General features: G+C 60.7%; 22 protein-coding genes and 1 pseudogene. 14 read left to right on the plus strand and 9 right to left on the minus strand.

The annotated features are described in order from the left end of the window. Window positions 1–67: 67 nt before the first annotated feature. From V8P86_RS10455 to hflX, 3 genes are all read left to right on the plus strand, one after another. Window positions 68–787 carry a diphthine--ammonia ligase gene (locus tag V8P86_RS10455; protein ID WP_336327206.1) on the plus strand — a complete coding sequence of 240 codons (720 nt, stop codon included), beginning with the start codon at window positions 68–70 and terminating at the stop codon, window positions 785–787. A gap of 67 nt (window positions 788–854) precedes the next feature. Next, window positions 855–1,580, plus strand: coding sequence for a ribosome assembly factor SBDS (locus V8P86_RS10460; RefSeq protein WP_336327207.1), 726 nt, complete (start codon window positions 855–857; stop codon window positions 1,578–1,580). A gap of 81 nt (window positions 1,581–1,661) precedes the next feature. After that, entirely contained in the window at window positions 1,662–2,972 is a 1,311-nt protein-coding gene (hflX, locus tag V8P86_RS10465) for a GTPase HflX (RefSeq protein ID WP_336327208.1), read from the plus strand. 2 nt (window positions 2,973–2,974) lie between these two features. Here hflX and V8P86_RS10470 read toward each other — a convergent pair whose 3' ends face one another. Next, window positions 2,975–3,496: a hypothetical protein gene (locus tag V8P86_RS10470; protein WP_336327209.1), complete on the minus strand. Its 522-nt coding sequence runs from the start codon at window positions 3,494–3,496 to the stop codon at window positions 2,975–2,977. Between the two features lie 85 nt (window positions 3,497–3,581). Here V8P86_RS10470 and V8P86_RS10475 point away from each other — a divergent pair, with 85 nt between their 5' ends. Next, window positions 3,582–3,827 (plus strand): DUF8593 domain-containing protein, encoded by a 246-nt coding sequence (locus V8P86_RS10475; RefSeq protein WP_336327210.1) that lies wholly within the window; start codon window positions 3,582–3,584, stop codon window positions 3,825–3,827. Window positions 3,828–4,101: 274 nt separating this feature from the next. On the opposite strand, the gene V8P86_RS10480 is transcribed toward V8P86_RS10475, so the two are convergent. Then, window positions 4,102–5,079 (minus strand): MBL fold metallo-hydrolase, encoded by a 978-nt coding sequence (locus V8P86_RS10480; RefSeq protein ID WP_336327211.1) that lies wholly within the window; start codon window positions 5,077–5,079, stop codon window positions 4,102–4,104. Between the two features lie 241 nt (window positions 5,080–5,320). Here V8P86_RS10480 and V8P86_RS10485 point away from each other — a divergent pair, with 241 nt between their 5' ends. The 3 genes from V8P86_RS10485 to V8P86_RS10495 are packed head-to-tail and all read left to right on the plus strand — an operon-like array spanning window position 5,321 to window position 7,851. Then, window positions 5,321–6,460 carry an acyl-CoA dehydrogenase family protein gene (locus V8P86_RS10485; protein ID WP_336327212.1) on the plus strand — a complete coding sequence of 380 codons (1,140 nt, stop codon included), beginning with the start codon at window positions 5,321–5,323 and terminating at the stop codon, window positions 6,458–6,460. A gap of 2 nt (window positions 6,461–6,462) precedes the next feature. After that, the gene (locus V8P86_RS10490; protein WP_336327213.1) at window positions 6,463–7,305 is read left to right on the plus strand and encodes an alpha/beta fold hydrolase; all 843 of its coding nucleotides are present in this window, start codon (window positions 6,463–6,465) and stop codon (window positions 7,303–7,305) included. A 21-nt stretch (window positions 7,306–7,326) separates the two neighbouring features. After that, window positions 7,327–7,851 (plus strand): Lrp/AsnC family transcriptional regulator, encoded by a 525-nt coding sequence (locus V8P86_RS10495; RefSeq protein WP_336327214.1) that lies wholly within the window; start codon window positions 7,327–7,329, stop codon window positions 7,849–7,851. A 21-nt stretch (window positions 7,852–7,872) separates the two neighbouring features. Here V8P86_RS10495 and V8P86_RS10500 read toward each other — a convergent pair whose 3' ends face one another. Then, entirely contained in the window at window positions 7,873–8,316 is a 444-nt protein-coding gene (locus V8P86_RS10500) for a PaaI family thioesterase (protein WP_336327215.1), read from the minus strand. A gap of 261 nt (window positions 8,317–8,577) precedes the next feature. On the opposite strand from V8P86_RS10500, the gene V8P86_RS10505 reads away from it, so the two are divergent. Next, the gene (locus V8P86_RS10505; RefSeq protein ID WP_336327216.1) at window positions 8,578–9,483 is read left to right on the plus strand and encodes a phosphoribosyltransferase HisG-related protein; all 906 of its coding nucleotides are present in this window, start codon (window positions 8,578–8,580) and stop codon (window positions 9,481–9,483) included. A gap of 2 nt (window positions 9,484–9,485) precedes the next feature. Here the strand turns inward: V8P86_RS10505 and V8P86_RS10510 are convergent, their stop codons facing one another. Continuing rightward, window positions 9,486–9,671 (minus strand): hypothetical protein, encoded by a 186-nt coding sequence (locus V8P86_RS10510; protein WP_336327217.1) that lies wholly within the window; start codon window positions 9,669–9,671, stop codon window positions 9,486–9,488. Window positions 9,672–10,084: 413 nt separating this feature from the next. Here V8P86_RS10510 and V8P86_RS10515 point away from each other — a divergent pair, with 413 nt between their 5' ends. Continuing rightward, window positions 10,085–11,608 (plus strand): high affinity choline transporter 1, encoded by a 1,524-nt coding sequence (locus tag V8P86_RS10515; RefSeq protein WP_336327218.1) that lies wholly within the window; start codon window positions 10,085–10,087, stop codon window positions 11,606–11,608. A gap of 58 nt (window positions 11,609–11,666) precedes the next feature. Here the strand turns inward: V8P86_RS10515 and V8P86_RS10520 are convergent, their stop codons facing one another. Further along, a complete protein-coding gene (locus V8P86_RS10520) occupies window positions 11,667–12,521 on the minus strand; it encodes a ZIP family metal transporter (protein ID WP_336327219.1) in 855 nt (284 codons plus the stop codon). 136 nt (window positions 12,522–12,657) lie between these two features. Beyond that, window positions 12,658–13,764 (minus strand): agmatinase family protein, encoded by a 1,107-nt coding sequence (locus V8P86_RS10525; RefSeq protein WP_336327220.1) that lies wholly within the window; start codon window positions 13,762–13,764, stop codon window positions 12,658–12,660. A gap of 350 nt (window positions 13,765–14,114) precedes the next feature. Between V8P86_RS10525 and V8P86_RS10530 the strand changes: the two genes are divergently transcribed. Next, on the plus strand, window positions 14,115–15,128 hold the full coding sequence (locus V8P86_RS10530; RefSeq protein WP_336327221.1) for an AbrB/MazE/SpoVT family DNA-binding domain-containing protein: 1,014 nt from the start codon (window positions 14,115–14,117) through the stop codon (window positions 15,126–15,128). Here the strand turns inward: V8P86_RS10530 and sucD are convergent. The 3 genes from sucD to V8P86_RS10545 form a co-directional block, all read right to left on the minus strand. Then, complete coding sequence (gene sucD / locus V8P86_RS10535; protein ID WP_336327222.1) at window positions 15,125–15,994, minus strand: succinate--CoA ligase subunit alpha; 870 nt, start codon at window positions 15,992–15,994, stop codon at window positions 15,125–15,127. The genes V8P86_RS10530 and sucD overlap by 4 nt on opposite strands. Next, window positions 15,991–17,136, minus strand: a complete 1,146-nt coding sequence (gene sucC / locus V8P86_RS10540) for an ADP-forming succinate--CoA ligase subunit beta (protein WP_336327223.1) — start codon at window positions 17,134–17,136, stop codon at window positions 15,991–15,993. Before sucC ends, sucD begins: the two co-directional genes overlap by 4 nt. 172 nt (window positions 17,137–17,308) lie before the next feature. Continuing rightward, window positions 17,309–18,307, minus strand: a complete 999-nt coding sequence (locus V8P86_RS10545) for a PhoU domain-containing protein (RefSeq protein WP_336327224.1) — start codon at window positions 18,305–18,307, stop codon at window positions 17,309–17,311. 318 nt (window positions 18,308–18,625) lie between these two features. On the opposite strand from V8P86_RS10545, the gene V8P86_RS10550 reads away from it, so the two are divergent. The 4 genes and pseudogenes from V8P86_RS10550 to pstB all read left to right on the plus strand — a co-directional run bounded on the left by V8P86_RS10550 (window position 18,626) and on the right by pstB (window position 23,961). Further along, window positions 18,626–19,690 (plus strand): PstS family phosphate ABC transporter substrate-binding protein, encoded by a 1,065-nt coding sequence (locus tag V8P86_RS10550; protein ID WP_336327225.1) that lies wholly within the window; start codon window positions 18,626–18,628, stop codon window positions 19,688–19,690. 61 nt (window positions 19,691–19,751) lie between these two features. Continuing rightward, the gene (pstC, locus tag V8P86_RS10555) at window positions 19,752–20,867 is read left to right on the plus strand and encodes a phosphate ABC transporter permease subunit PstC (RefSeq protein WP_336327226.1); all 1,116 of its coding nucleotides are present in this window, start codon (window positions 19,752–19,754) and stop codon (window positions 20,865–20,867) included. 1,283 nt (window positions 20,868–22,150) lie between these two features. Further along, window positions 22,151–23,041: pseudogene (gene pstA, locus V8P86_RS18925) on the plus strand (phosphate ABC transporter permease PstA); the annotation flags it as partial. Next, window positions 23,038–23,961: a phosphate ABC transporter ATP-binding protein PstB gene (gene pstB / locus V8P86_RS10565; RefSeq protein WP_336327228.1), complete on the plus strand. Its 924-nt coding sequence runs from the start codon at window positions 23,038–23,040 to the stop codon at window positions 23,959–23,961. The pseudogene pstA and the gene pstB, both read left to right, overlap by 4 nt. Window positions 23,962–23,963: the final 2 nt, after the last annotated feature.

Raw genomic sequence — 23,963 nt, forward strand, 5'->3', positions numbered from 1 at the left:
TCAAAGAACCTGTTGTTTGCTCGGGAGCAATCGGCAAGCGTAAATTTCGGACTCCGATATGAAAAGTATGACAGCAGACGCATGGGTCAGTCTTTTTTCTGGCGGAAAAGACTCCTCGTGGGCGCTCTATCAGGCGCTCGAAGAGGGACTGCCGGTCGAACGATTGCTCACCGTCCACCCGGACGGAGACTCGTATATGTATCACGTCCCCGCGACGGAACTCGCCTCGCTGGCCGCCGAGAGCATCGGAATCGAACTGGTCGACGTGCATCCCGACGAGTTCGGAGCGGAGGAGACGACCGACGCGAGCGCACAGGGCGACGCCGAACTCGCAGTGTTGGAGGACGCTCTTTCTGATCTCGACGAGGAACTTCCAGGGGGAGTCGGTGGCGTCACTGTCGGGGCGGTCGAAAGCGAGTTCCAGAACTCACGTGTGGAGGAAATGAGCAAGCGACTCGGCATCGACACGTTCGCACCGCTGTGGCAGCGCAACCCCAAACAGATCGCCGCAGATATGCTCACCGCTGGCTTCGAGATTACGGTCATCCGCGTCGCCGCGGGCGGCCTCGACGAATCGTGGCTCGGCCGCACCCTCGATGCCGATGCGATGGCCGATCTCGCAGAGCTACAGGAGGAGTACGGAGTTCACCCGCTGGGCGAGGGCGGCGAGTTCGAGACGCTGGTGCAGGACGGGCCGCACATGGACCGGCGCATCGAACTCGACTACGAGACGGAGTTCGACGGCACTCGCGGCACCCTGAAGATCGACGACGCCTGGCTGGTCTGAGTTTTGCGGCCGCCGCTCCGGAATTCGTGTCACAACAAACTTAACTCATCCACAAGTAGAGCACGGTATGATATCGCTTGACGAAGCGGTGACAGCCCGACTCGAATCCCACGGGGAACGGTTCGAGGTACTCGTCGACCCGGACGCTGCCCTGACGATCAAACGCGGCGAATTCGACGGCGATTTGGAGGACGTGATCGCCGCCGAAGATGTCTTCGAGGACGCCTCGCGTGGCGACCGCCCGGCGGAAACTGCCCTCGAGGAAGTTTTCGGCACGACCGATCCGCTGGAGATCATCCCTGAGGTGGTCAAAGACGGTGAGATCCAGGTCACCGCCGAACAGCGCAAGGAGATGAAAGAGAAAAAACATAACAAGCTCATCAACCGGATTGCGCGCAACGCGGTCAACCCCCAGATGGACGACGCGCCCCATCCGCCTGACCGCATCGAGTCCGCACTGGAGGAGACGGACTTCCGGATCGATCCGATGGAGACGGTCGAATCTCAGGTCGACGAGGCGCTCGACGCACTGCGGCCGGTGATCCCGATCCGGTTCGATACCATCACCGTCGCCGCGAACCTCCCCGCGGATTACGCGGGCAGCGGGCAGGCGCAGATCCGCGAGTTCGGCGATCTGCAAAGCGAGGAGTGGCAACCCGACGGCTCGTGGATTGGCATCGTCGAGTTCCCCGCCGGGATGCAAAACGAGTTCTACGATCTGGTCAACGAGGTCTCTAGCGGCGAAGCCGAGACTCAGATAATCAAAGACGAAGACGACCTGGATACACGGTAATCATCCCGGAGCAGATCCCTGTCGCCGTATTCCAGTCACGGACTTTGGGTTTATATGTGATCGAGACGTACGTGTGACCGAGTGACAGGAAATCCAGAGCGAACAGTCATCGCAAAGCGCGTCGACGCGGGGGAAGCCAATACTGACGAGATCACCGAACTCGCGCGTGCCGCGGGCTACGTCGTCGAGGATATCGTCACACAGACCCGCACGGAAGACCCCGCATACCACTTCGGAGAAGGAAAAGTCGAGACCATCGCCGAGCGCGTCCTTCGAACCGACGCGACGGCGGTCCTCGTCGACAACGAACTGGGTCCCTACCAGACCTTCAATATCGGAAATAAACTTCCGAAAGGAGTCCGTGTCATCGACCGCTTCCGGCTCATTCTGGAGATTTTCGCCCAGCGGGCACAGACCCGGAAGGCCCAGCTACAGGTCGAACTCGCCCAACTGCGGTACGAACTGCCGCGCGCGGAGGCGAAGGCGAGTCTGGCAAAACGCGACGAGCGACCCGGTTTCATGGGCCTCGGTGAGTACGACGAGAGTCGCGAACGGGATATCAAGGCCCAGATCGCTCGCATTCGAGAGGAACTCGACCAGATCGAACAGACCGACCAGCACCGCCGCGAACAGCGCCGCGAATCCGGTTTCGATCTGGTCGCGCTGGCCGGCTACACGAACGCGGGGAAATCGACGCTGCTCCGTCGGCTCGCGGCCGATCTCGATGTCGACGAAAACGAGGATCTCCATCCGGACTTGGATACGACCGCGGAGTCTGAGGACCGACTGTTCACCACCCTCGGGACGACCACGCGGCAGGCCGATTTCGACCGACGGGACGTGCTGGTGACCGACACTGTCGGATTCATCTCTGATCTGCCCCACTGGCTCGTCGAGTCGTTCAAGTCGACGCTCGATGCGGTCTACCGGGCGGATCTCGTGTTGCTAGTCGTCGACGTGAGCGAACCGATCGAGGAGATCCGTGAGAAAATCGTCACGAGTCACGACACGCTGTACGAGCGCAATGAAGCGCCGATCGTGACAGTCCTCAACAAATGCGACAAGGTCGAGGAGGCGGAGATTCGCGAGACGAAGGAAGCGCTGTCGGCGCTGGCTCCGAATCCGGTCGTCGTCAGCGCCAAAACCGGACAGAACGTCAGCCACCTCCGCGAGCGGATTCACGAAGAGCTCCCGGATCTCAAACGGGAACGGCTCGTCATGCCCATGACAGACGACACGATGAGCGTCGTCTCGTGGATTCACGACAACGCCCACGTCGAAACCGTCGAGTACGGCAATCAGGTCGTCATGGAGTTCGAGGCGCGGCCGTCGGTCGTCGAGCAGTCCCGGTCGAAGGCACAGCGGCTCATCGAATCTGGAGCGTCCGCCTGAGATCAGACGCCCGCGCGGTCCCGATAGGACGCGTCAGCGATTCCGACTGTCTGGCCGACACCCACGAGAACGATGCCAACGAGCAGTGTCGTCTCGGCTTCGGTGAGTATGCCACCTGCGCCGACGGCAGCGCCGACTGCCGAGAGCGCTGCCGTTGAGAAATAGAGCGTGCGCGCGTCGGGGAGCTCACGGCCCGTATAGGCCAACCCGGCGGCCGGTAGGATCATCCAGCCGACCAGACTCACGCTGAACAGCAGTCGCTCCGTCGACGGGAGGAAGAATCCGGCTAGCCCGGCCAGTGTCACCGGCAACCCGACGACCATCACGAGCCGCCACGCCCGGAACGCACCTTCGGACATCGCGGTCCACCCCGTCACGGCAAAGAATGCGATGAACACCGCCATCACGCCGTGGGCGATGAGCATCCCCTCGGATCCCAGGTGCCCGCGAATACTCGCGGCCGCGGCGAGCCACGCGGCAGGAACGAGCACGACCGGACCGAGATCACGGATCTCAACGAGCATATCCGGCCGTTCACCCACCAGTCCCAAGAGTGTACCGAGAGACAGTGCGAGGGGGTTTTTATGGAAGCGCGGACAAGACGGCCGTATGACAGTTCTGTCAACACAGGACGAAGGGAAAGTACTCATCGATATCGAGGGCGAGGAGATTGGCGTCGTGACGGACGTCGATCCTCACGAGCAGGTCGCGTTCGTCGATCCGGATCCGAGCGTTGCCAACTCGGTTATTCAGGGGCTCGGATTCGGCGACGCCGGCGAGGACGATATCGAGGTCCCGGCCGACAGCGTCGCGACGATCACCGACACTGAACTACGAGTCGCCCGAGATCTGTGAGACCGGCTCGGTTGCTGCTGGCTGCAACGACTAAGTAACTGCTACCGTGGGGTCGAACCTCTAACGTCAGGCGGCATTTGAGGGGCTGCCAGAGCTAGTCTGGATCACCTTTTCGACGCCTATGGAGAACCGTCTCGAAGTCGACGGTCCGTATCGAAGATGAGCGAAGGGTTGGGTCAAGATATCTCCGACCGACGAGAAGAGAACCGGAGCCGTCTTCCGTCCGTGCTCGCTCTGGGGTTCCCGGTCGTCGTTCTGGTCTTCGTCGTCCTGTTCAGTCGACGTAGTAGTACCTAACGTCGTCTTCGATTCGGGACTCGATTTCGCCATTCGCTTCGAGGTGTGCGAGTGCGCTGTAGACCTCCGGAAGGACGTAGTGGAAATCTCGGTCGCCAGCGCGTCGCTGAGCGAGATCCAGCACCGTTATCTCGCCGTCAGCGACGACATCCTTCGCGTCGGCCAGCATCTGCTCGATATTCTCGCGGGAGCGGTCGGCAATGTCTTGAAGCCGGTCGTGTTCGGGCCCGTGACCGGGCAGGACGTGCCGGGGTCCGAGTTCGTCAAGTCGGTCGAGCGCGCCGAAAAAGGCCGGTACAGCATCTTCGACGCCGTCGTCGAGGCCGGTATGGATAATGACCGAGCGGAACGGTTCGAGCAGGATATCTCCCGAAAAGAGCGTCTGTTGGCCGTCGAGTTCGACATCGTAGCAGAGATGATCGGCCTGATGGCCCGGCGTGTGGATGGCGTGGAAGTCGTACTCGCCGACCGAAACCTCGTCGTCGTCTTCGATCCACACGTCGACGGTGTCGGGGTCGAGCAGCGTCCGGTTCCGTTCCAGCGAATTGACCGACTGCTCGACGACCGTATCGAGTATGTCGCCGCGGATCCCTGCGCGCTTGGCGTGGCGTCTGATCGTCGCTCCGAGGTCGTCCGGATCCCGGTTGAGTCTGTCGCGTGCGCCGGCGGGCGCGTACACGGTCGGTGACCCTGCCTCTTGGATGGCAGAAACCTGCCCGATGTGATCGACGTGGGGATGAGTCACCACGAGGTGTTCGATGTCCGACAGCGCACAGTCGGCCTCGGCCAGGCCGGCCTCGAACTCCTCGGCCGCTCCGTCCATACCTGCGTCGACCAGAATCGGCTCCGATCCATCGATCAGGTAGGCGGCGACGTGACCCGGCGGCCAGTCGACCTCGATTTCGATCCGATGGACGGCTGACTGTGAGTGTGAGGAGGTACGAGGGGATTCCATTCCTCCCTCTGTAGTTCCACGACGAATATAAGCGTTCAGAATCGCCGCTCGTCGCACACTCATGCCGAAATCGAACTCGATAGCACCTTAGACACTCGATTCCGGACGCTCTCCGGCGTTCCGTCGCCCGTGTGATGTGGTACACTCCCACAGTAACGGGATCCCCCCAAGTGACAATTATCTGTTAACGGATGAAAACTGGTCCAGAATTTATTTTACAATGGAAGTGTAAGGGTTGAATATGTCGTTTGAACTGTCCGACGAGCACCGAATGATTCGAAAGGCGGTGCGAGAGTTTGGCGAAGAAGAGATCAAGCCCGTCGCCCGTGAGTACGACGAGAACCACACCTACCCCATCGAGATCAGAGAGAAGGCCGCGGAGAACGACTTTGTCGCCCCGAACATTCCGACGGAGTACGGCGGAGCAGGCATGAATACACTTGCGTCGTCTATCGTCACAGAAGAGCTGTGGCGAGCCGATCCGGGTATCGGAAGCGCGGTCGGCAGTGCTGGGTTCGGTTCCAGCATGATCGCGAAGTACGGCAAAGAGTGGATGAAAGAGGAGTGGCTGCCGAAGATCGCGGGCGGAGAGACGGCCTCCTGTTCGATGATCTCCGAGCCAGCACACGGCTCGAACGTCGCTGGTATCGAGACGACCGCGGAGAAGGACGGTGACGAGTACGTCATCGACGGGAACAAGATGTGGATCACCAACGGTACCGTCGCCGATGTCGGTGTCTGCATGACGAAAACCGACCCCGGTGCGGGCCACAAGGGCATCACCGCGTTCCTGGTCGAGATGGACAAAGACGGCGTCCAGACCGACAAAATCGACAACAAGCTCGGGATCCGTGCCTCCGATCTCGCAGAGGTCATCCTCAACGACGTTCGCGTCTCCGAAGAACACATCATCGGCGAGGAAGGCAAAGGATTCTACCAGCTGATGGACTTCTTCGCCTCCGGCCGAACCAGCGTCGCCGCACAGGCTGTCGGCTGCGCTCAGGCCGCTATCGACGCCGCGCTCGACTACGCCAAAGAGCGCGAGCAGGGCGGTCAGAAGATCAGCGAGTATCAGGCGATCCGACACAAACTCGCCGACATGGCAGCAACGAACGAGGCTGCCCGGTCGCTCACCTACCGCGCCGCCTCTCAGGTCGAGGCCGGCAACGAGCAGACCGCGACGAAGTTCGCCAGCATGGCGAAGCTATTCGCCAGTGAGAACGCAGTCGACATCGCCGACGAGGCCATCCAGGTCCACGGTGGTGCCGGCTACGTCTCCGATCATCCCGTCGAACGCTACTACCGGGACGCCCGGATCACCAAGATTTACGAGGGGACCAGCGAGATTCAGAAAAACATCATCTCTGACCAGATTATCTAACGATGGATCACGAACAGTGGTCGGACGGGCAGGATGAGCTGTCAGTGACCGTCGACGGACACGACCTCACCGCCGCTTACCGCGAGTTCGAGGGCGGCGAAGAGCCGCCGGTCATCTTCGTCCATGGCATTCCGACGTGGTCGTATCTCTGGCGGTCGATTGCGCCGGAGATTGCCTCCGACCGCCGCGTGATTGTGCCGGATCTGGTCGGCTACGGCAACTCCTCGATGGAGGACGGCTTCGACCGGTCGATCCGCGCACAGGAGCAGATGCTTGAACAACTGATCGACGAACTCGTCGACGGCGAAGTCGTCCTCGCGGCCCACGATATCGGCGGCGGCGTGGCGCTTCGCTACGCCGCGCACAACTCCGACCGTGTCGCGGGGCTGGTCATGTCCAACGCTGTCTGCTACGATTCCTGGCCTGTCGAGTTCATCAGCGACCTCGGCCTGCCGGAGACCGCAGACGCACCCGTCGAACAGATCGAACAGCAGGTCGGCGGTGCCTTCGAGGCCGGCGTCTACGCCGACGAGGCCGACCCCGAGTTCGTCGAGGGGATGGTCGCGCCGTGGCTGAGCGAGGAGGGCGTGACCTCGCTGTCCCGCTGTGCCGTCTCGACGAACACCAACCACACGACGGAACTCGATTACGACGAGATCGATACCGAACTGCTCTGTCTGTGGGGCGCTGGAGATAGCTTCCAGCCGATCGAGTACGGCGAACGGCTGGTCGAGGATCTCGGCGGCGAGATGGTCGAACTGGAGGCCTACCACTGGGTTCCGGCCGACCGCCCAGAAGAGTACGTCGACCATCTCGAACAGTTCCTGACCGAAACGCTTGGGTAAGATGACTGTGATGGACAAATCATGAACGACGATGATGCCCCCGATTGGGACTTCAAAGAGCGGGATATCCTGATCCTGCGGGAGCTGTCACGCGATCCACAGCTCTCCTCGCGGGATCTGGCACGTATCCTGGAAGAAGACCACGGAATCGACGTCTCGCACGTCACTGTCAGTGAATCGATCCGCGGGATGCGCGAACAGGGCGTCTTCCGGGAAGCGATCATCCCCAACGAGGAGTATTTCATCTTCGGGTTGTTCGAGTTCAAACTCGATCCGACGACCTTCGAGGAGGGCTGGCGGGAGGCGATGGAAGATATTCGAGACGACGAGCACACGATCTTCTACTTCCTCTCGGACGGGGAGTATCAGTGGAAGTCGGTCATGATGTTCCCGGACCGCGAAGCGGAGTCGAAGTGGATCCACGACTTCTACAAAAATCACGGCGAAGTCATCCACAACATCCGCAATTCGGTCGTCCACAACGTCCTCAAGTTCAGAACCGATCCCGAGATTCTCGAAGATCTCTCGGCGACGACTGGCGAATAACGGGTCACTCCCGTTCGTCGCTTATCTCGATTCTCTAAACAGCCGATAGCTCGCCGATCCTTTGACGACCGCCTTCTGTTCGCCGCTCGGCGCTTCTCCGTAGACAGTTACGTCAGTGTATCCCATTGACTCGCCCGCGCGGACAACTTCGGCCTCGACGGTGAGGTCGCTGCGGGCCGGGCGGAGATAGGTCACGTCCAGATCTGTGGTCGTCAGCGCCGGCGCAGTAGGGTCTGCGAAGGTCGTTCGGAGCGCGAATCCGCTCGCTGTATCGACCAACGAGGCAGTTACGCCGCCGTGGATCGTCCCCCGTGATCCCTCGACAATATTCGTCAGTTTCTGGTTGTGCGGCATCGACAGCACGGCCCGCCCTTCCTCGAACTCCGCAACCTCGACACCGAGCCAGGAGAGAAAGTCGTGGTTGTCGATCACCCCCTGTACAGAGTCGATCACATCCTCATCCATCGATGCCCACCTCGAACTGCCGCATGTATCGGATCATCTCTCCCGAACCCACTCTCTCTGGGGACTTAACTCCTCGGCAAATCTGCTTCCGATGTTAATGAGATTTGATAAGCAGGTAACGAAATGTCTATATTGTCAATCACTCTCGATTGTTGTTAAAAATACAGCCAGCACACGATTCAGTCAGGTCCGTTGGCAGCCGGGGGTCGGTCCTGTGTCGAACCGGTTTCGTTTTGGGGCTGGGTCACCTGCCGGCATATAATGGAGCCGATACGCGTGGCAGTGCCCCGGAAGGGGCGACCGCTGGAGGCCGTCCTCGAACGGATCACCCGGAGCGGATTCGAGGAGACTGCTGACGAGATTATCTCGACACTTCGTTACGAGAAGGCAATCACGAAAGGGAAGCGGTCGGATACAGATCACGTCTACGACCGGTTGCAGTCCTACAGCGAACTCTCGTCGCCGGAACAGCCGGAGTATACGCTCTTTCGAGACGCACGCGAGGGCATGCCGCGTCGGATCGTCTTCGATAGCGTCACGGTACCGTTCGGCGAGCAGCGACTCCAGTTGGTCGGCCGGGAAGAACCCCTTCGTGCGCTGCGCAAACACGAGTTCGCGCTGGGATTCGACAGCGCCGACCTCGTTCTCGAAGAGATTGTCTCGCTGGCAGACGACCCGTTGACCAGTCTCCAAGCCGTCAACGAACGGATCAGCCCGGCAGATACGGACGTTCGACTCGTCACGGGGCTCGGCGATACGGTCCATCACACCCTGCTCGCCAAACCGGAGGTGCTCGAGGCCCGCGATCAGCCACTCGACCGCGAGTTCGTTGCTGGCTACGAGGGAAACCTCTGTGTCTCTCCACGCTACGAACGGCTAGTGGAGGCGACGCTCGGCTCGAATGCTGTCGAGGGAATCGAATTTACCTATCCCGAAGAGGGGGAGGAGGAAGAAGCCGCAATCGCGGATTGCGGAGTCGGCGTCTATCTCACAGTTACTGGCTCGACGGCCCGCGAACACGGACTACTCGTCGGGGAGAAACTCTTCCCGAGCGAGACTGTGCTCCTCTCGAACGTCTCCGAAACGGACAGCCACACCGAGCAATTCGTCGAACAGTTCCTCGCGAACAGCGAACTCGAAACGGCGATGCCGACCCCGCAGAGTTGAGTTCAGTCCGCGCCAGCGTGTTTCCCATCGGCCGCTGTCCGTCGCCTGACGGATTCTGTCTCGTCTAGCGTATTTTCTGAAAGTGTCCCGTCGATCTCTGCTAACGTCTGCTCGTAGTCATCCAGCGTGGAGCCGAGCGCCTCTAACTCTGCGTCGATCTGCCGTTTGAGTTCCGTCACGTGTTCCATACCTTACCTACGGGTGGCTCGATACTGTCGTCGTTCCCTCTCCAGTTAGGCCGCCGAACGCAAGACAGTCCTAACTATGAAGGTACGAGGAGGAGCCAGGATCAACCGTCTTTTTTTTGTACATGAGTAAGAACCGTCCGAAAAACCAGTTTCTCGTCCATTGTTTCGTTCTCAATAGAAACGTAGCCGTGAAGATTGTGGTACAGAATTTAATCTATATTAATTTCATTCATGGGTCACCAGTGACAGGGACTGTTCCTATTGCACAACACTCCTAACTGACGACAATATTGTTTGTAGAAAAATCTTTTTTAGGTGTATAGATTTCAACCTAATAGCGATGTTACCCAAACGATTGTCCATGTCGTATCGGAAGCAAGATACCTTCGTCCAATTGTATGCGGAGGGAACCGATGAGTAACACTGCCATCGTCGGCGGCGTTGCCTTCTTTATCGGTATCACGATCATCGTCGGGTTGTGGGCGGCCAAACAGATCGAAGGCGACAGCGTCAATTACATCGTCGCGGGTCGGACGCTGATTTTGCCGCTCGCAGCAGCGACGCTAATGGCGCAGTCGTTGGACGCGAACGCGACGCTGGGGAACACCGATCTGACTTCTGCGTTCGGGTTCTGGGCTGGTGCCGCACTGCCGATTGGGCTGGCCGCCTGTCTGGTTATCTGCGGGCTCTTTTTCGCGAAACCCCTCAACAAGATGCGGCTGATCACCATGCCCGATTTCTTCCGCAAACGGTACGGCCGGACGACCGAAGTACTCGCGTCCGTCGTGACGGTGATGAGTTTCGGTCTTCTGTTGGCTGGCAACCTCGTCGCGATGGGCTTTCTGTTCGAGACGTTCCTGGGCGTCAATTACGCCATTGGCATCCTGTTGATCGGAATCATCATCCTCGCGTACACGCTCGCAGGCGGGCTGTTCGCAGTCGCGTACACCGATGTCATTCAGGCAGGGATCGCGCTGCTCGGCTCTGTCGTCTTGCTCGGCTACGTGGGTATCAACTTCGGGTTCACCATCCCGGCCGGGACAGGGCCGTCGAACATTGGACAGTTGACCAACGTCACCGATCCCACTTCGGGGGCGATGATCAACCTCGCGACGATCACCGCGCTGGCGTTCGGTAACCTCGTCGCGCTGGATTTCAACGAGCGGCTCTACGCCGCCAAGGATCCCGAAACCGCTCGGTTGGCCTGTTTCGCCGCTGCGGCCGGGACGCTCATCATCGGCATTCCGTTCTCGATTGTCGCACTCGGTGCGACGGATATCCTCGCCAGTATCGGTGCCGAAGCAGGCAGTGTACCAGTCCTCTACGCGCTCATTCAGGAGGCACTCCCGGCCTGGCTCGGCGTTCTGGTGATCGTCGGCATCGTCGGTGCCTCGCTGTCGACCGGTGACGGCGCGATTCTCGCGACGTCGTCGGTCATCGCGCGCAACGTGGTCGGTATTCGCTCGGAATCGAACACCGAGGGCCCGGTCAAGCAGGACAAACTCCTGCTGGTGACTCGGATCGTGGCCGTCGGTATGGCGATCCTCGGCTCGCTGATCGCGCTCCGGGACCCACAGACCGGCATGCTGCTCGTCCTAGCGTTCGATCTCAGCCTCGCAGGCGTTGCAGTGCCGTTCGCGTTCGGCCTGTTCTGGTCGAAGTCCACCCGAGAGGCCGCAATCTCTGCCATCCTCGTGGGCGCCACGTCCCGACTGGCGTTTTTCTTCCTCTCGCCGACCACCTACGGCCTCCCGAACAACCTGCTGTACATCGAGAACAGTCTGATCACCCCGGCGTTCGACGGCTTCCCGACGTTCATTAGTCCGCTGCTCGCCATCGGAACGTTCGTCGTCGTTGCGCTGGTTACCTACGAATCCAAAGCCGACAGCGACGTTCCGGCCGAACAGCCGACCGTCTTCGCCGAGGCGAACGACTAACCCCAACCGATCGGTTCCTTTTCTGCGTCGGCCTTGCGAGAGTTGCTTACGACGGTTTTCATCCGGCCAGCGCGATGTCAAGATACAACATGATGATGACACCGGCCATGAGTCCGAGCGTCGCGACCCGCTCGTGGCCGCTCCTGTGAGTCTCAGGAATAATCTCGTCAGAGATGACGAACAACATCGCACCCGCTGCGAACCCCATCGCGTACGGCAAGATCGGTTCGATTGTCGCGACCGCGATGGCTCCTAAAACAGCCAGGGGAATCTCGACGACGCCCGCCCGAATCCCCGCGACGGCGGCGTACAGTCGACGGTCGAGACCGGCGTTGATCGCCGCTACGGAGACCGCCAATCCCTCGGGAATGTTCTGCAGACCGATCGCGAACATCAGCGAGAGTGCGGAGCCGAGTTGTGCCGGATCCCGCCCGGCGGCACCGAATCCGACACCGACGGCCAGCCCCTCGGGCATATTGTGCAGTGTAATGGCCAGAATAAACAGCACGACGCCAGCCAGTCTCTCGTCTGTGACTGGCAGCGTTTCGTCGGGATTCGCCGCATCCGTCCGACGACTGCCAGTCAGCAAATAGTGGGCGTGAGGGACGAGTACGTCCGCCCGATCCAGAAACAGCGCACCGAGTCCGACACCGATCAGTGTCGGAATCGGATTGCCGCCCGAGTACTCTTCGATCCCGGGGATGATGAGGCTGGTAAAGGCCGCTGCGAGCATGACGCCGGCCGCGAATCCAAGCATCCCGTCCAGCGCACGCTCCGAGGGGTTTCGCCAGACGAGCACGAGCGATGCACCGAACAGGTTCATCGTCGCGATGATAATCCCGCCCGCGAGCGCCTGGATGACGGGAGATGTCCCGACGAGACGGACGAATGTGTCCGTAACCTCGACTGTCATGTCTACTGTTCCGAGAACTGAAACGATATAGCTGTGGGTTCTGCCCCGGGTTAGCAGCGGTTACAGATCTCCCACAGACGGGTTCTCATGCTGATCGTCTGGCTCGGCAGGCAGTAAAAACAAAAGAGCGGTTAGCTCAGTCGTCGCTCGGGGCCGGCGTCTTCTGGAGCTCCTCTTTCGGTCGGATGGGGTTCCCTTCTTCGAGGCCGCGATGGGAGAGTGCGAGTCCTTCCATCACCTCGATGCAGAGGCGGTTCGCGAAGCCAGAGGTGATCCCGCCGTTGTACGAACTCGTGTCGCTGGCGTCGTACTGCGGTGCAACCTCGACGACGTCGAATCCGAAGTTGTCGATATCCATCTGCTTGACAATTTGGCGGATCATCGCGAAGGTTTCTCGGGGCATGAGTCCGCCCGGTTCCGGTTCACCCGTCCCCGGGCAGTAGGCCGGGTCCATTACGTCGACGTCGAAGGAGAGCCACACAGCGTCCGTCCCGTCAGTCGCGCGATCGACTGCGTCCTGGGCAATCGAGGACAGGTCGCCGTCCATCACGTCGAAGGAGGTGTACCACTTCATGTCCGCATCCCGCATATCCTCGTAGACATCAGGGCCCGGCCAGTAGCCGCGCGGGCCGATCAGCGTGTAGTTCTCCCCCTCGAAGAGACCGTCGTCGTAGGCCCGTTTTACCCACGCACCGTGGTCGTACTCGAAACCGGTCAGTCCGTCGTCGCCGGTATCTGCGTGACAGTCGAAGTGAATCAGGCCGACATTGTCGTAGTCGTTGGCCTCGGCCCACCCTTTCATGTCGGGGTAGGTGATCGAGTGATCTCCACCGATCACGAGCGGCATCATCCCCTTCTCGGAGATGTTCCGTACCGACTCCTGGATGTTGAGTTGGCTCTGCCGAGTATCGCCCGGCGAGATGGTCGCGTCGCCGGTGTCGACGACGCCGAAGGAATCGAACGGATCGACGCCGGTTTCGATGTTGAAATGCTGGTAGGGCGGCGACGGGACCGTCGAGGCGGCGCGCACCGCTCGTGGCCCGTATCGCGTTCCTGGACGGATCGTCGTCGCCGTGTCCAGCGGCGCACCGAGCACGCCGATGTCCGCGTCGCTGTCTTCTAGTTCCTCCTCCGTCGTCGCCGTCGGGAGTTTCAGAAAGGAGGGAATGCCGCTGAAGATCGGTTCGTTTGCTTCCTTGTGCTTGTCGCCGTAGATATCCTCACCGTTTCTATTGTCTTCCATTGGTATCCTCTTTGTAACTGGTCAAACGTTTTGTGTACTGCCGACATATGTTGTCTCCTTTCGTATCTAATAAGCGCTTCTTAGAATGTGTAATACCGCATCCGGGAGACACAGGTGTCCCAGTTGTTGGGGGTATCGGCCCATACTGTCCAAGGGTCCTAATACAAACAAGCTCGATAGATGAGACAATGCAGCTGAATACGGCAACAAAATCGACACAAGTTGGGCAAATGTGTATCATTTTCGCGCTCGGATAACTGTTTTGAGCACCCGACGCAATCGACCGTGTAGATAGCTCGAATGACGAACGAATGTCGCGCGCACACGGGACGGGTCGGGTATTACGTTCGATGAGAGGTGGCAATCCAGTTCGGTCGAACAGGAAACTCCAGCAGGTCGGTTCCTCGACGCTTGCAGTCACCTTGCCGGTAGACTGGGTTGAAAAGCAGGGGCTGAGCAAAGGCGACGAGGTGGTCGTCCAGCGCGACGAGAGCGGCGGGTCGCTGCTGGTCGTCCCGAACGATCCTCACGAGAACGAACAGAGCGTCGAAATCGACGCCGACGAGTTCAGCCCCGAGCAGTTCAGGCAGGTGTTGCTCACCCAGTACATCCTCGGCCGACACCAGGTAACGGTCACGAGTTCGGATGGACTCTCGAACGAGCAGTTCAACGTCGTCATCGAACTCGAACAGCAGTTGATGGGCTTCGGCGTCGTCGAGCAGACCCAGCAGCGGGTCGTCATTCGGTGTTCGGTCGCAGTGAAGGAGTTCGATATTCGGAATCTGCTCGAACGACTGGCCAGGACGGAGGCGGGGATCCGGGCGGCAGCGGTGTCGGTGGCGCTGGGTGAGCAAGAGACACTGCCAGACCGACAGGAACAACAGCTCTGGCGGCTGTTCTGTCTGTTCCTTCGGCTTGTCTTCACGACCTACCGAAACCCTCGGCTCAACGATGCCGTCGGCATCGACACCGGCTTCCCACTGATCGGCTACCGGTCGGTCGGGACGGACCTCGTCATGATGGCCGGGAGTTCCCGCCAACTCGCCGAATCCGGCAAGCAGACCGGACTCGACCGCCAGCAGCGTGTGGACCTCGCCGACGCTGTCGACGAAGCAGTCACGGCGACGGTCGCAGTCGTCGTCGAACCGACCCACGACGATGTCGAATCAGCCCGGACGATGATCGCCGAGACGCGGACACAATTCGAGGAGACTGCGACGGACACCGGCCCTGAGGGGACCCGGCTCTTGCCCTACTTCCGGACGATTCTTGATCACGCCGAGCGGATGCAAGCAGTCGCTGCTCGGTTGGCCTACCGGGAAGCAGAGACAAAAAACGAAACTGAAGACGAGACGAGGGTCTAGAAGAGGTCTTCGACGTGGTCGGCGACCTCGTTTGGCGTGTCACCGACGGGGACGCCAGCGCTCTCCAGTGCGTTGATCTTGCTCTCGGCCGTTCCGGTTCCGGAACTGGAGACGATTGCACCGGCGTGGCCCATTCGTTTGCCCGGCGGTGCCGTTCGGCCGGCGATGAAGCCGACAACCGGCGTGTCGACGTGTTCGTCGATGTAGGCAGCGGCTTCCTCCTCGTCCTCGCCGCCGATTTCGCCGCACATCACGATGGCGTCGGTGTCGGGGTCGTCCTCGAACAGTTCCAGCGCGCCGATGAAGTCCGTCCCGATGATCGGGTCGCCGCCGATCCCGATTGCGGTCGACTGGCCGAGACCGCGCTCGGTGAGGTTGTCGACGACCTGGTAGGTGAGCGTTCCCGAGCGGGAGACGAGACCGACGTTGCCGGCCTCGAAGATGTTGCCCGGCAGGATGCCGAGTTTGGCGACTCCCGGCGTGATGAGGCCCGGACAGTTCGGCCCGACGAGGTGCGTGTCGGTGTCCTGAAGCTGCCGGTAGACCCGGCTCATGTCCTGGGTCGGAATGCCCTCGGTGATCGCGACGACCAGATCGACCGGCGCGTCCAGCGCCTCGAACAGCGCGTCACCGGCGAAGGCCGGCGGGACGAAGACGACGGCTGCGTTGGCGTCTTCTTCGCGGGCCGCTCCCGCGACGGTGTCGTAGACTGGGACGCCAGCGACTTCCTGTCCGCCGCGGCCGGGCACCGCGCCGGCGACGACGTTGGTTCCGTACTCCATCATCTGTTCGGTGTGGAACTTCCCTTCGCCGCCGGTGATTCCCTGCACGACGACGCGGGTGTCCTCGTCGACGAGGACGCTCATTGTTCCACCTCCTCGGCCGCCTCGACGGCAGCCTGGACGGCGTCTTCGAGTGTCGCTTCGACCTGAACGAGATCTGTGTTGAGAATTTCCATGCCTTCCTCCGCGTTCGTCCCCGCGAGGCGGACGATGACCTGTTTCGGAATGTCGTCGAACTGTTCGAGCGCCTGGTTGATCCCGTTGGCAACCTCGTCACCGCGGGTAATCCCGCCGAAGATATTGAAGACGACGGCGTCGACGTTCTCGTCAGAGAAGACCATATCGAGGGCGTTGGCGACTCGCTCGGCTTTCGCACCGCCACCGATATCGAGGAAGTTCGCGGGCGTACCGCCGTAGTAATCCACGAGATCCAGCGTCGTCATCACCAGTCCCGCACCGTTGCCGATGATGCCGACGTTGCCCGAGAGACGGACGTAATCGAAGCCGTACTCGTTGGCTTTGGCTTCGAGGTCGTCTTCTGCGGCCTCGTCTTCCATCTCGGCCAGATCCTGCTGGCGGAACAGCGCGTCGCCGTCGAGGTTGAAGACCGCGTCGGCGGCGATCACTTCGTTGTCGTCGGTGACCATCAGTGGGTTGATCTCGGCGTCCGCGCCGTCTCGCTCCTCCCAGAGGTCGTACAGCGTCGAGAGGACACTCGCAACGTCCATCGCGATGTCCTGATCAACGCCGGCCTCGTAGACCACCTTTCGCGCTTCGTACTCGTGCAAGCCGAAGGCGGGGTCGATGTGTTCGCGGGCGATTGCGTCGGGGTCTTCCTCGGCGACCTCCTCGATGTTGACACCGCCGCGGGTCGAGACCATCGCGACTGGCTGACCCTCACCGCGATCCATCGTCACGCCGACGTACAGTTCGTTGACGAAGTCGACTGCTTCCTCGACCAGCACGCGGTCGACCGTGTAGCCTTTGAGATCCATCCCCAGAATCTCGTCGGCGGCCTCGCGGGCTTCCTCGTCGTCTTCGACGAGTTTGATCCCGCCGGCTTTGCCACGCCCACCCACGTGGACTTGTGCCTTGATGGCGACGGGGTAGCCGATCTCACCGGCAGCCTCGACGGCCTCGTCTACTGTCCGCGCGAGCGTTGCGTCGGGTGTCGGAATTCCTGCATCGGCGAATACCTCCTTCGCCTGATATTCGTGTAATCGCATCCTAGCCACTTGTTCTCCCGACGCCGTGTTAGTTGTACCGAAACGGATCGCTCCCGACCGTGCAATCGTGGCGATACTGACCGCCTTCTCCCGAATTTGTTCATTATCTTTGCGGACAATAACAGAGATGCCCCCTTCGATGTCTGTGATGGTGACAGGTCCGATAACTGACTTACAGATTCGCGTCACGGGCCGCCGCGTTGAGCGACGTTTCGGCGATATTTCCGCCGTACTCGGCGGTCCGGGTCAGGCTGTCGAGAGTGAGCGCGATCAGGTGACTCTCTGAGATTTCTCGCTCGTGCAGTTCTCGTCCGATCGCGTTGATATCCTCGATCAGTTCGTCTCGCCGGTCCAGTGCCTCGTGAGCCGTTTCAATCTCTCCTTCGTCGATAATCGTGGTTGCGGACTGTTCGACGATGTCACGGGCCGTCGCCCCGGCGGTCACGATTCGATCGGCGAACTCCGTCGGCGGCGGGTTCTCGAACTGTGTCGCGAGATCTGCGATCTTGACTGCGTGGTCGGCGATTCGCTCGAACTGTCTCGCTGTCGTCTGGTAGTCTGACAGCGCCAACTGTTCGAGTTCCAGTTCCTCGGCGTTGACTGGATTCTCCAGCGCGCGCTGGAAGTGACGCACCACCATCGCGTACAGTCTGTCGATCTGGTCGTCTCGCTGTGCAATCTGTTCGGCACGGTCAGTATCTCCCTCGGTGAGTGCCGTGATCGCATCCTCGTGCATCGAGAGCGCCACCTGTTGCATCTGTTTCGTCGACTGCTCGACGGAGACGGTCGTCGAGTTGAGCAGGTTTTTGACCGTGACCTGCGTTTCTGTCGATTTGATGATCTCCAGACCGATCAGTTTCCGTGCCGTCTCTGCGACGACACGACGGGTGTCTTCGAACCCTGTCGGGTCAGTGAACGTCACGCTGTCGAATCCGCTCGTGTAGAACGCGAGGATGATTCGGCGAATCTTCACCGCTGAGTACCCCTTGACGGAGACGGTGGCCTCTTTCAGTTCGTCACTTATGCGGGCCGGCTGGATGACCATCTGCGACCCATCCGGATACAACTGCAGGATATCTCCCGGCTCTACGTCGATGTCGTTTGCCCACGCTTTCGGCAGTGAAACCGTGTAGGTCGACCCGCCTGTGAGCTGTATCTTGCGTTCTTTCATCCCGGCTGATATAACCAACGACGACCTACCGTATTAGTGATTATATGATGTGTACGCACACCACAGTGGGATATATACCAGACACACAGTCTACAGCGAGACGCGTATCACTCTATCCGACTTACGAAAACTACGTTACGAACTGATTGCTATTGAGTGATATATATCACAAATATCTGGATTAGCCCGCATGTAGTCGAACGGTCCGATCTGTCTCGGAGGTACGCCTCTGGTCGGGTCAGTTAACTCCGTACCAATCTGAGCAGTTTATATCAATATTATAAAATGTCTTTATAGGCACTCCGGTAGATGCAGGTGATGACGCAGGACTCAGAGCGTCTGTCTGGGCGAGTATCACGACGCAAATTCCTCATTGGCGGAAGCACAATCGGCGCGACGGCGCTGGCCGGTTGTACCCTCGGGAGCGGTGACGAGTCAGACGGTGGGCCGCAGTCGCTGACCGCTGACGGCTCTTCGACGGTGTACCCGATCACGAACGACGCGGCCTCACTGTGGAACGGTAATCCGCCGGCGGACGACAAAGAGTACTGGGGACCGGGCCAATACGATATCGACACGGGCCAGAACCTCGCCGACTACTGGGGAGGACTCTACGGATTCGAGGCGACCGAGGAACGGAGTGTCCCGCCCTTCCAGACGCAGGTGGCACTCAGCCACTCCGGTACCGGTGTCGAGGCGGTGATCAGTGAGCGTGTCGACATCGGGGATGCGAGTTCGACCGCAGAGTCGATTCTCGGTTCGGATTCCGATGATCTCGACAACATCGTCGACCACGTCGTCGCTGTCGACGGCCAACCAATCGTCGTGAGTCGGGAAATCGCCGATGCAGGCGTCGAACAGGTTACCGGTGACGAACTCCGAGCGATCTACAAAGGAGAGATCACCAACTGGAGCGAAGTCGGCGGTCCCGACAAGGAAATCTTCGCGATCGGCCGTGCGGAGAACTCCGGTACTGACACTGCGTTCCGCTCAAATCTCTACGGCGACCCGGACGAGCCGATTTCGCCGGACACACGACAGGGCCAGAACCAGCAGGTCGCACGCCTCGTCGGCAACAACGACAACGCCATCGCCTACATCGCACTGGCGTTCGTCGAACCCGACGGCGATACGCCGCCGATCGGTCTCGAACTCGACGGCACACTCTACGAGTACGGAACCAACCTCGGCGCGAAGGGCTACCCGCTGAGCCGAGACCTGCACTGTTACACCTGGGAGGACACCGACAAACGGGAGAGTGCCTTCCTCAACATGATCCTCTCGGAGTTCGGCCAGCAGAACTTCGTCGAGCCGAACAACTACTTCAAGCTCCCGCCCGAGCGACGCGAGGAAGAGCGCAGCAAACTGTCCGATCAGGCCTAAGGCGTCCGTCCGGTCCCTCGCTGCCGTTTCGGAACGCAGGCGGGATCATTTTTACCTACACATGAGCAACACACAACATTCGGTCGCGCGCGCGGGCTCGTACATCCGGGAGCGGAAGGACTCGGTGGTGCGAACAGTGACGGAGATGGATCGCGGCAGTCTCTCGCTGTCGGTGGTACAGATCTCGCTGATCACGCTGGCGTTCGGGAGCTTTCTGCTCCAGTCTGACTGGGCGCTGGCCTTTCTGTACGCGTTCGTGGTCGTTACCGGTATCGGGTGGGTCACGAGACAAGGATTGACTGCCAAGCTTCTCACCTTCCAGATGACCGTATTGACGCTGTCGACGCTTGGGTTGATCGCGGTGTTCCTCTTTATGGAAGCCGTTCCGGCGTTCCAGGAGATGGGTGTCGGACACGTCCTCTCCCCGTTCGGATCGAACCAGTGGGGTGTCGCACAGGGACAGTACTCGCTGGTCCCGATGATCGTCGGGACGTTGATAACGACGGCGTTTGCGATGCTCGTCGCGGGACCGTTCGGAATCGCTGGCGCGCTGTTCATCAGCGAGATCGCGCCCGACTGGCTCCGTGAGATCACGAAACCGGCCGTCGAACTGCTGGCCGGGATCCCCTCGATCGTCTACGGATTCATCGGATTCAACCTGATCAACAACTACGTCGGCAACGTATTCGGGCTCAACTACGGCGGCGCGCTGATATCGATCGGTTTCGTCATCGGCTTCATGGCCCTACCGACGGTGATCTCGGTGGCTGAAGACGCGCTGTCGGCCGTCCCCGAATCGATGAAAGACGGGTCGGTGGCGATGGGCGCGACGGACTGGCAGACGATGAAAAGCGTCTCGATCCCCACGGCATTCTCGGGTATCTCCGCGGCGGTCCTGCTCGGTCTCGGGCGGGCAATCGGTGAGACGATGGCCGCGACCGTGATGATCGCTCACGTCCGCCGAATGCCGGGGCCGAACGTCTACGACTTCTTCGACAGCACCGAGACGCTGACCACGCTGATTGCCTCGGGATACGGGAACGCGCCCGCGGGATCGATGTTTCTGAGCACGCTGTTCGCTGCCGGGGTGCTCCTGCTGGTGATCGTCACCGGACTTGGGATCGTCTCACAACTAATTCAACGGCGGATGCAGCGCAAACTGCGAGGCGGACAATGAGCCAACGGTACGAGACACAACTGGTTGACGGCGGTGGAACGACCTACGAACAGTTTGCACTCGGCGTGATTGTGGGATCGTTCGTCGCGTTCGTGGCCGCGGCGGCCACGTTACTCGGCTGGGTGCCCCTCGCCGAACAGATCGGCGGTGTCACCGCAGCCACGTACTTCGGCGTCGCTGTCGTCGGACTCGGCACCGCGACGGCAGCGCTGGGTGGCCTCTCCGCCTGGGGGGCCGCGAACACGACACCCGATCAATCAGCAGGACTCGCGGTCGGGCTCCTCCACGCCGTCCTCTGGACGATGATCGTCGGCCTGGTGCTCGCCAACACACTCGGAATCGGCCTTCTCGGCTGGCTGGTCGCCGTCGGTGCCGGACTTACGACAGGATATCTGACACTCGCGATCCGGGAAGATCTCGGTGCGACGATTCCGACCGCGGCGTTCGTCTGTCTGATCGGGCTCATCTTCGCTACCGGGATCATCTCGCCGGAATGGCGCTGGAATCCCGACGGTTTCATCGCAATGATTCCAGGGACACTCGTCGTCCCGCTGTTGACAATGACAGGGAGCCTCCTCACAGGGTGGGCGAGCGCCTCCGCCTACGAGGGGTTCGGAACCCGTGGGCGACAGAACGGTGCCTTCGTCCTCATCTCGCTGGTCGTGTTGCTGACGCTTTCGGTGCTCGTCTTTCTGGTCGGGTTCGTCTTCCAGCGCGGGATCGGAGTCGTCGTCGAGAACCTCACGCTGAGTGCTGGAACGGTCGTCGTCGTGCTCGGAACGACGCTGTTCGCTTTGCTGCGAGGGACGACTGTGAACCCGGCGCACGCTGACGGGACGGACAAGATACTCGCCTTCGTTAGCCTGACGACGGCCGTCGTGACTGGCATACTCGGCGCGGTCTTTCTGGGCACGATCGGGCTGAACTACACCGTCTCGGGGTACGCCGTGACAGTCGAACCGACGGCGCTCGTCGGTGCGGTACCGGGTCTGCTTGCGGGCGGACTCCTCCTCGGCCTCACTCGTGGGTCGGGTCGGTGGAGTCCGGCGACTGGCCGCGGCCAACAGATCAGACGGGCGTTTCGCGTTGCGTTGCTCGTCGTGATGGCTGTCGCGGTGGTCGAACTGGTCGCCGGACTCGAACTCGCTGTCGGCGGAGTCGCGGCCGTGACAGTAATCCTCGGTGGAGTCGGGATGGCCGGATTAGCGCTCGCGGCACTTCGACCCACCACAGACGAACCCGACGGTGAGACCGCACTGGTCCCAGTCTCCTGGCTCGGCCGGCTTGGACTGGTCGTCTTCGCCGTCGCCTGTCTCCGCGTCTTTCTTACCGGCCATCCGATTGGGGCTGCCGAGGTCGGCATCGTCGGTAACGGTACCATCGACTGGCCGTTTCTCTCCAATCCCTCGCAGGGACTGGGCATCCAGCAGGGGGTGATGCCAGCGATGTTCGGAACGATTTGGATCGTTCTCGGAGCTGTGGTCTTCGCAGTGCCGATGGCGCTCGGCGCGGCTGTCTTCCTGACCGAATACGCCGAAGATAGCCTGTTCACACAGGCCGTCGACATTGCGACCAACGGGCTCTGGAGCACGCCGAGTATCGTCTTCGGGCTGTTCGGACTCGCCTTCCTCGTGCCGCGGCTGGGCGGGAGCCCCTCGGTTCTCGCCTCGCAGCTCGTCCTCGGATTCATGTTGCTCCCGCTGGTGCTCATCACCAGTCGTGAGGCGATGAAAAGCGTTCCCGACGAGTATCGTGACGCAAGCGCGGCACTCGGCGTCTCGAAGTGGCAGACGATCAGAAGCGTGGTCGTCCCGGCCGCGATGCCCGGTGTCATCACCGGTGTCATTCTCGGGGTCGGCCGGATCGCGGGCGAAACTGCACCCCTCCTGTTGGTCCTCAACGGGCCGAACTTCCCGAACTCCGGGCCACAGGTGCTCTCCAGTTTCGTCGTTCGGATCGGGGCACAGCCGCCCTTTATCCACGTCTCAAACCCCGCCTTGCTCGAACGAGCGAGTGCGCTGCCCTACCAACTGTTCGCAGTCATCACGGCCGGCGTCGGTGCGGAAGAGTCGTTCGGCTGGGCAACGGCACTGGTCCTTCTCGGTGTCGTCCTCGGCTTCTTCGCGATGAGCATCGCAACCAGACGCTACTTCAGGAGCAAACTCCACCAATGACAGAATCACTCAGTACCACGACCGAAGACAGTATCGACTCCGAACAACCCTCGTCACCGGAACAGACGACAACCGGAGAGAGCGAGGAACGGACGAAAGCGGAGTGGCGCGAGTACTCCTTTGCCGGCGATCCGGTCCTCTCGGTCGAGGATCTCAACGTCTGGTACGGCGACGACCACGCGCTGAAAGACATCTCAATCGACATTCCCGAACAGAGCGTCACGGCACTCATCGGTCCCTCGGGCTGTGGGAAATCGACGTTCCTTCGCTGCCTCAACCGGATGAACGACCGGATCAAGGAGGCCGAAGTCGACGGCACCGTCGAGTTCAACGACGAGAACATCTATGCGGATGGCGCGAATCTCGTCGAGTTGCGTAAACGCGTCGGGATGGTGTTCCAGCACCCCAACCCCTTCCCGAAATCGATCCGGGAGAACGTGGCCTATGGTCCGCGAAAACACGGCGATCTGAACCGCGGGCTCGTCTCGCGACTGCTCGGCCGCGACGAGAAAGCACAGGAAGACGAACTGGTCGAGGACTGTCTCCGTGATGCCGCGCTATGGGACGAGGTGTCTGATCGCCTCGAAGACAATGCACTGGGCCTCTCGGGCGGCCAGCAACAGCGGCTCTGTATCGCCCGCTGTCTGGCCGTCGACCCGGAGGTTATCCTGATGGACGAGCCAGCCTCTGCACTGGATCCAATCGCAACCTCGAAAATCGAGGATCTGATCGAGGAACTCGCAGAGGAGTATACAGTCGTTATTGTCACCCACAATATGCAGCAGGCCGCGCGGATCTCCGACCAGACGGCAGTCTTCCTGACTGGCGGCGAACTCGTCGAGTACGGCGACACCGAGCAGGTGTTCGAAGATCCAGAGAGTCAGCGCGTCGAGGACTACATCACCGGCAAGTTCGGGTGATC

The sequence above is a fragment of the Halovenus anhuiensis genome (assembly GCF_037080055.1).
Lineage (GTDB): Archaea > Halobacteriota > Halobacteria > Halobacteriales > Haloarculaceae > Halovenus.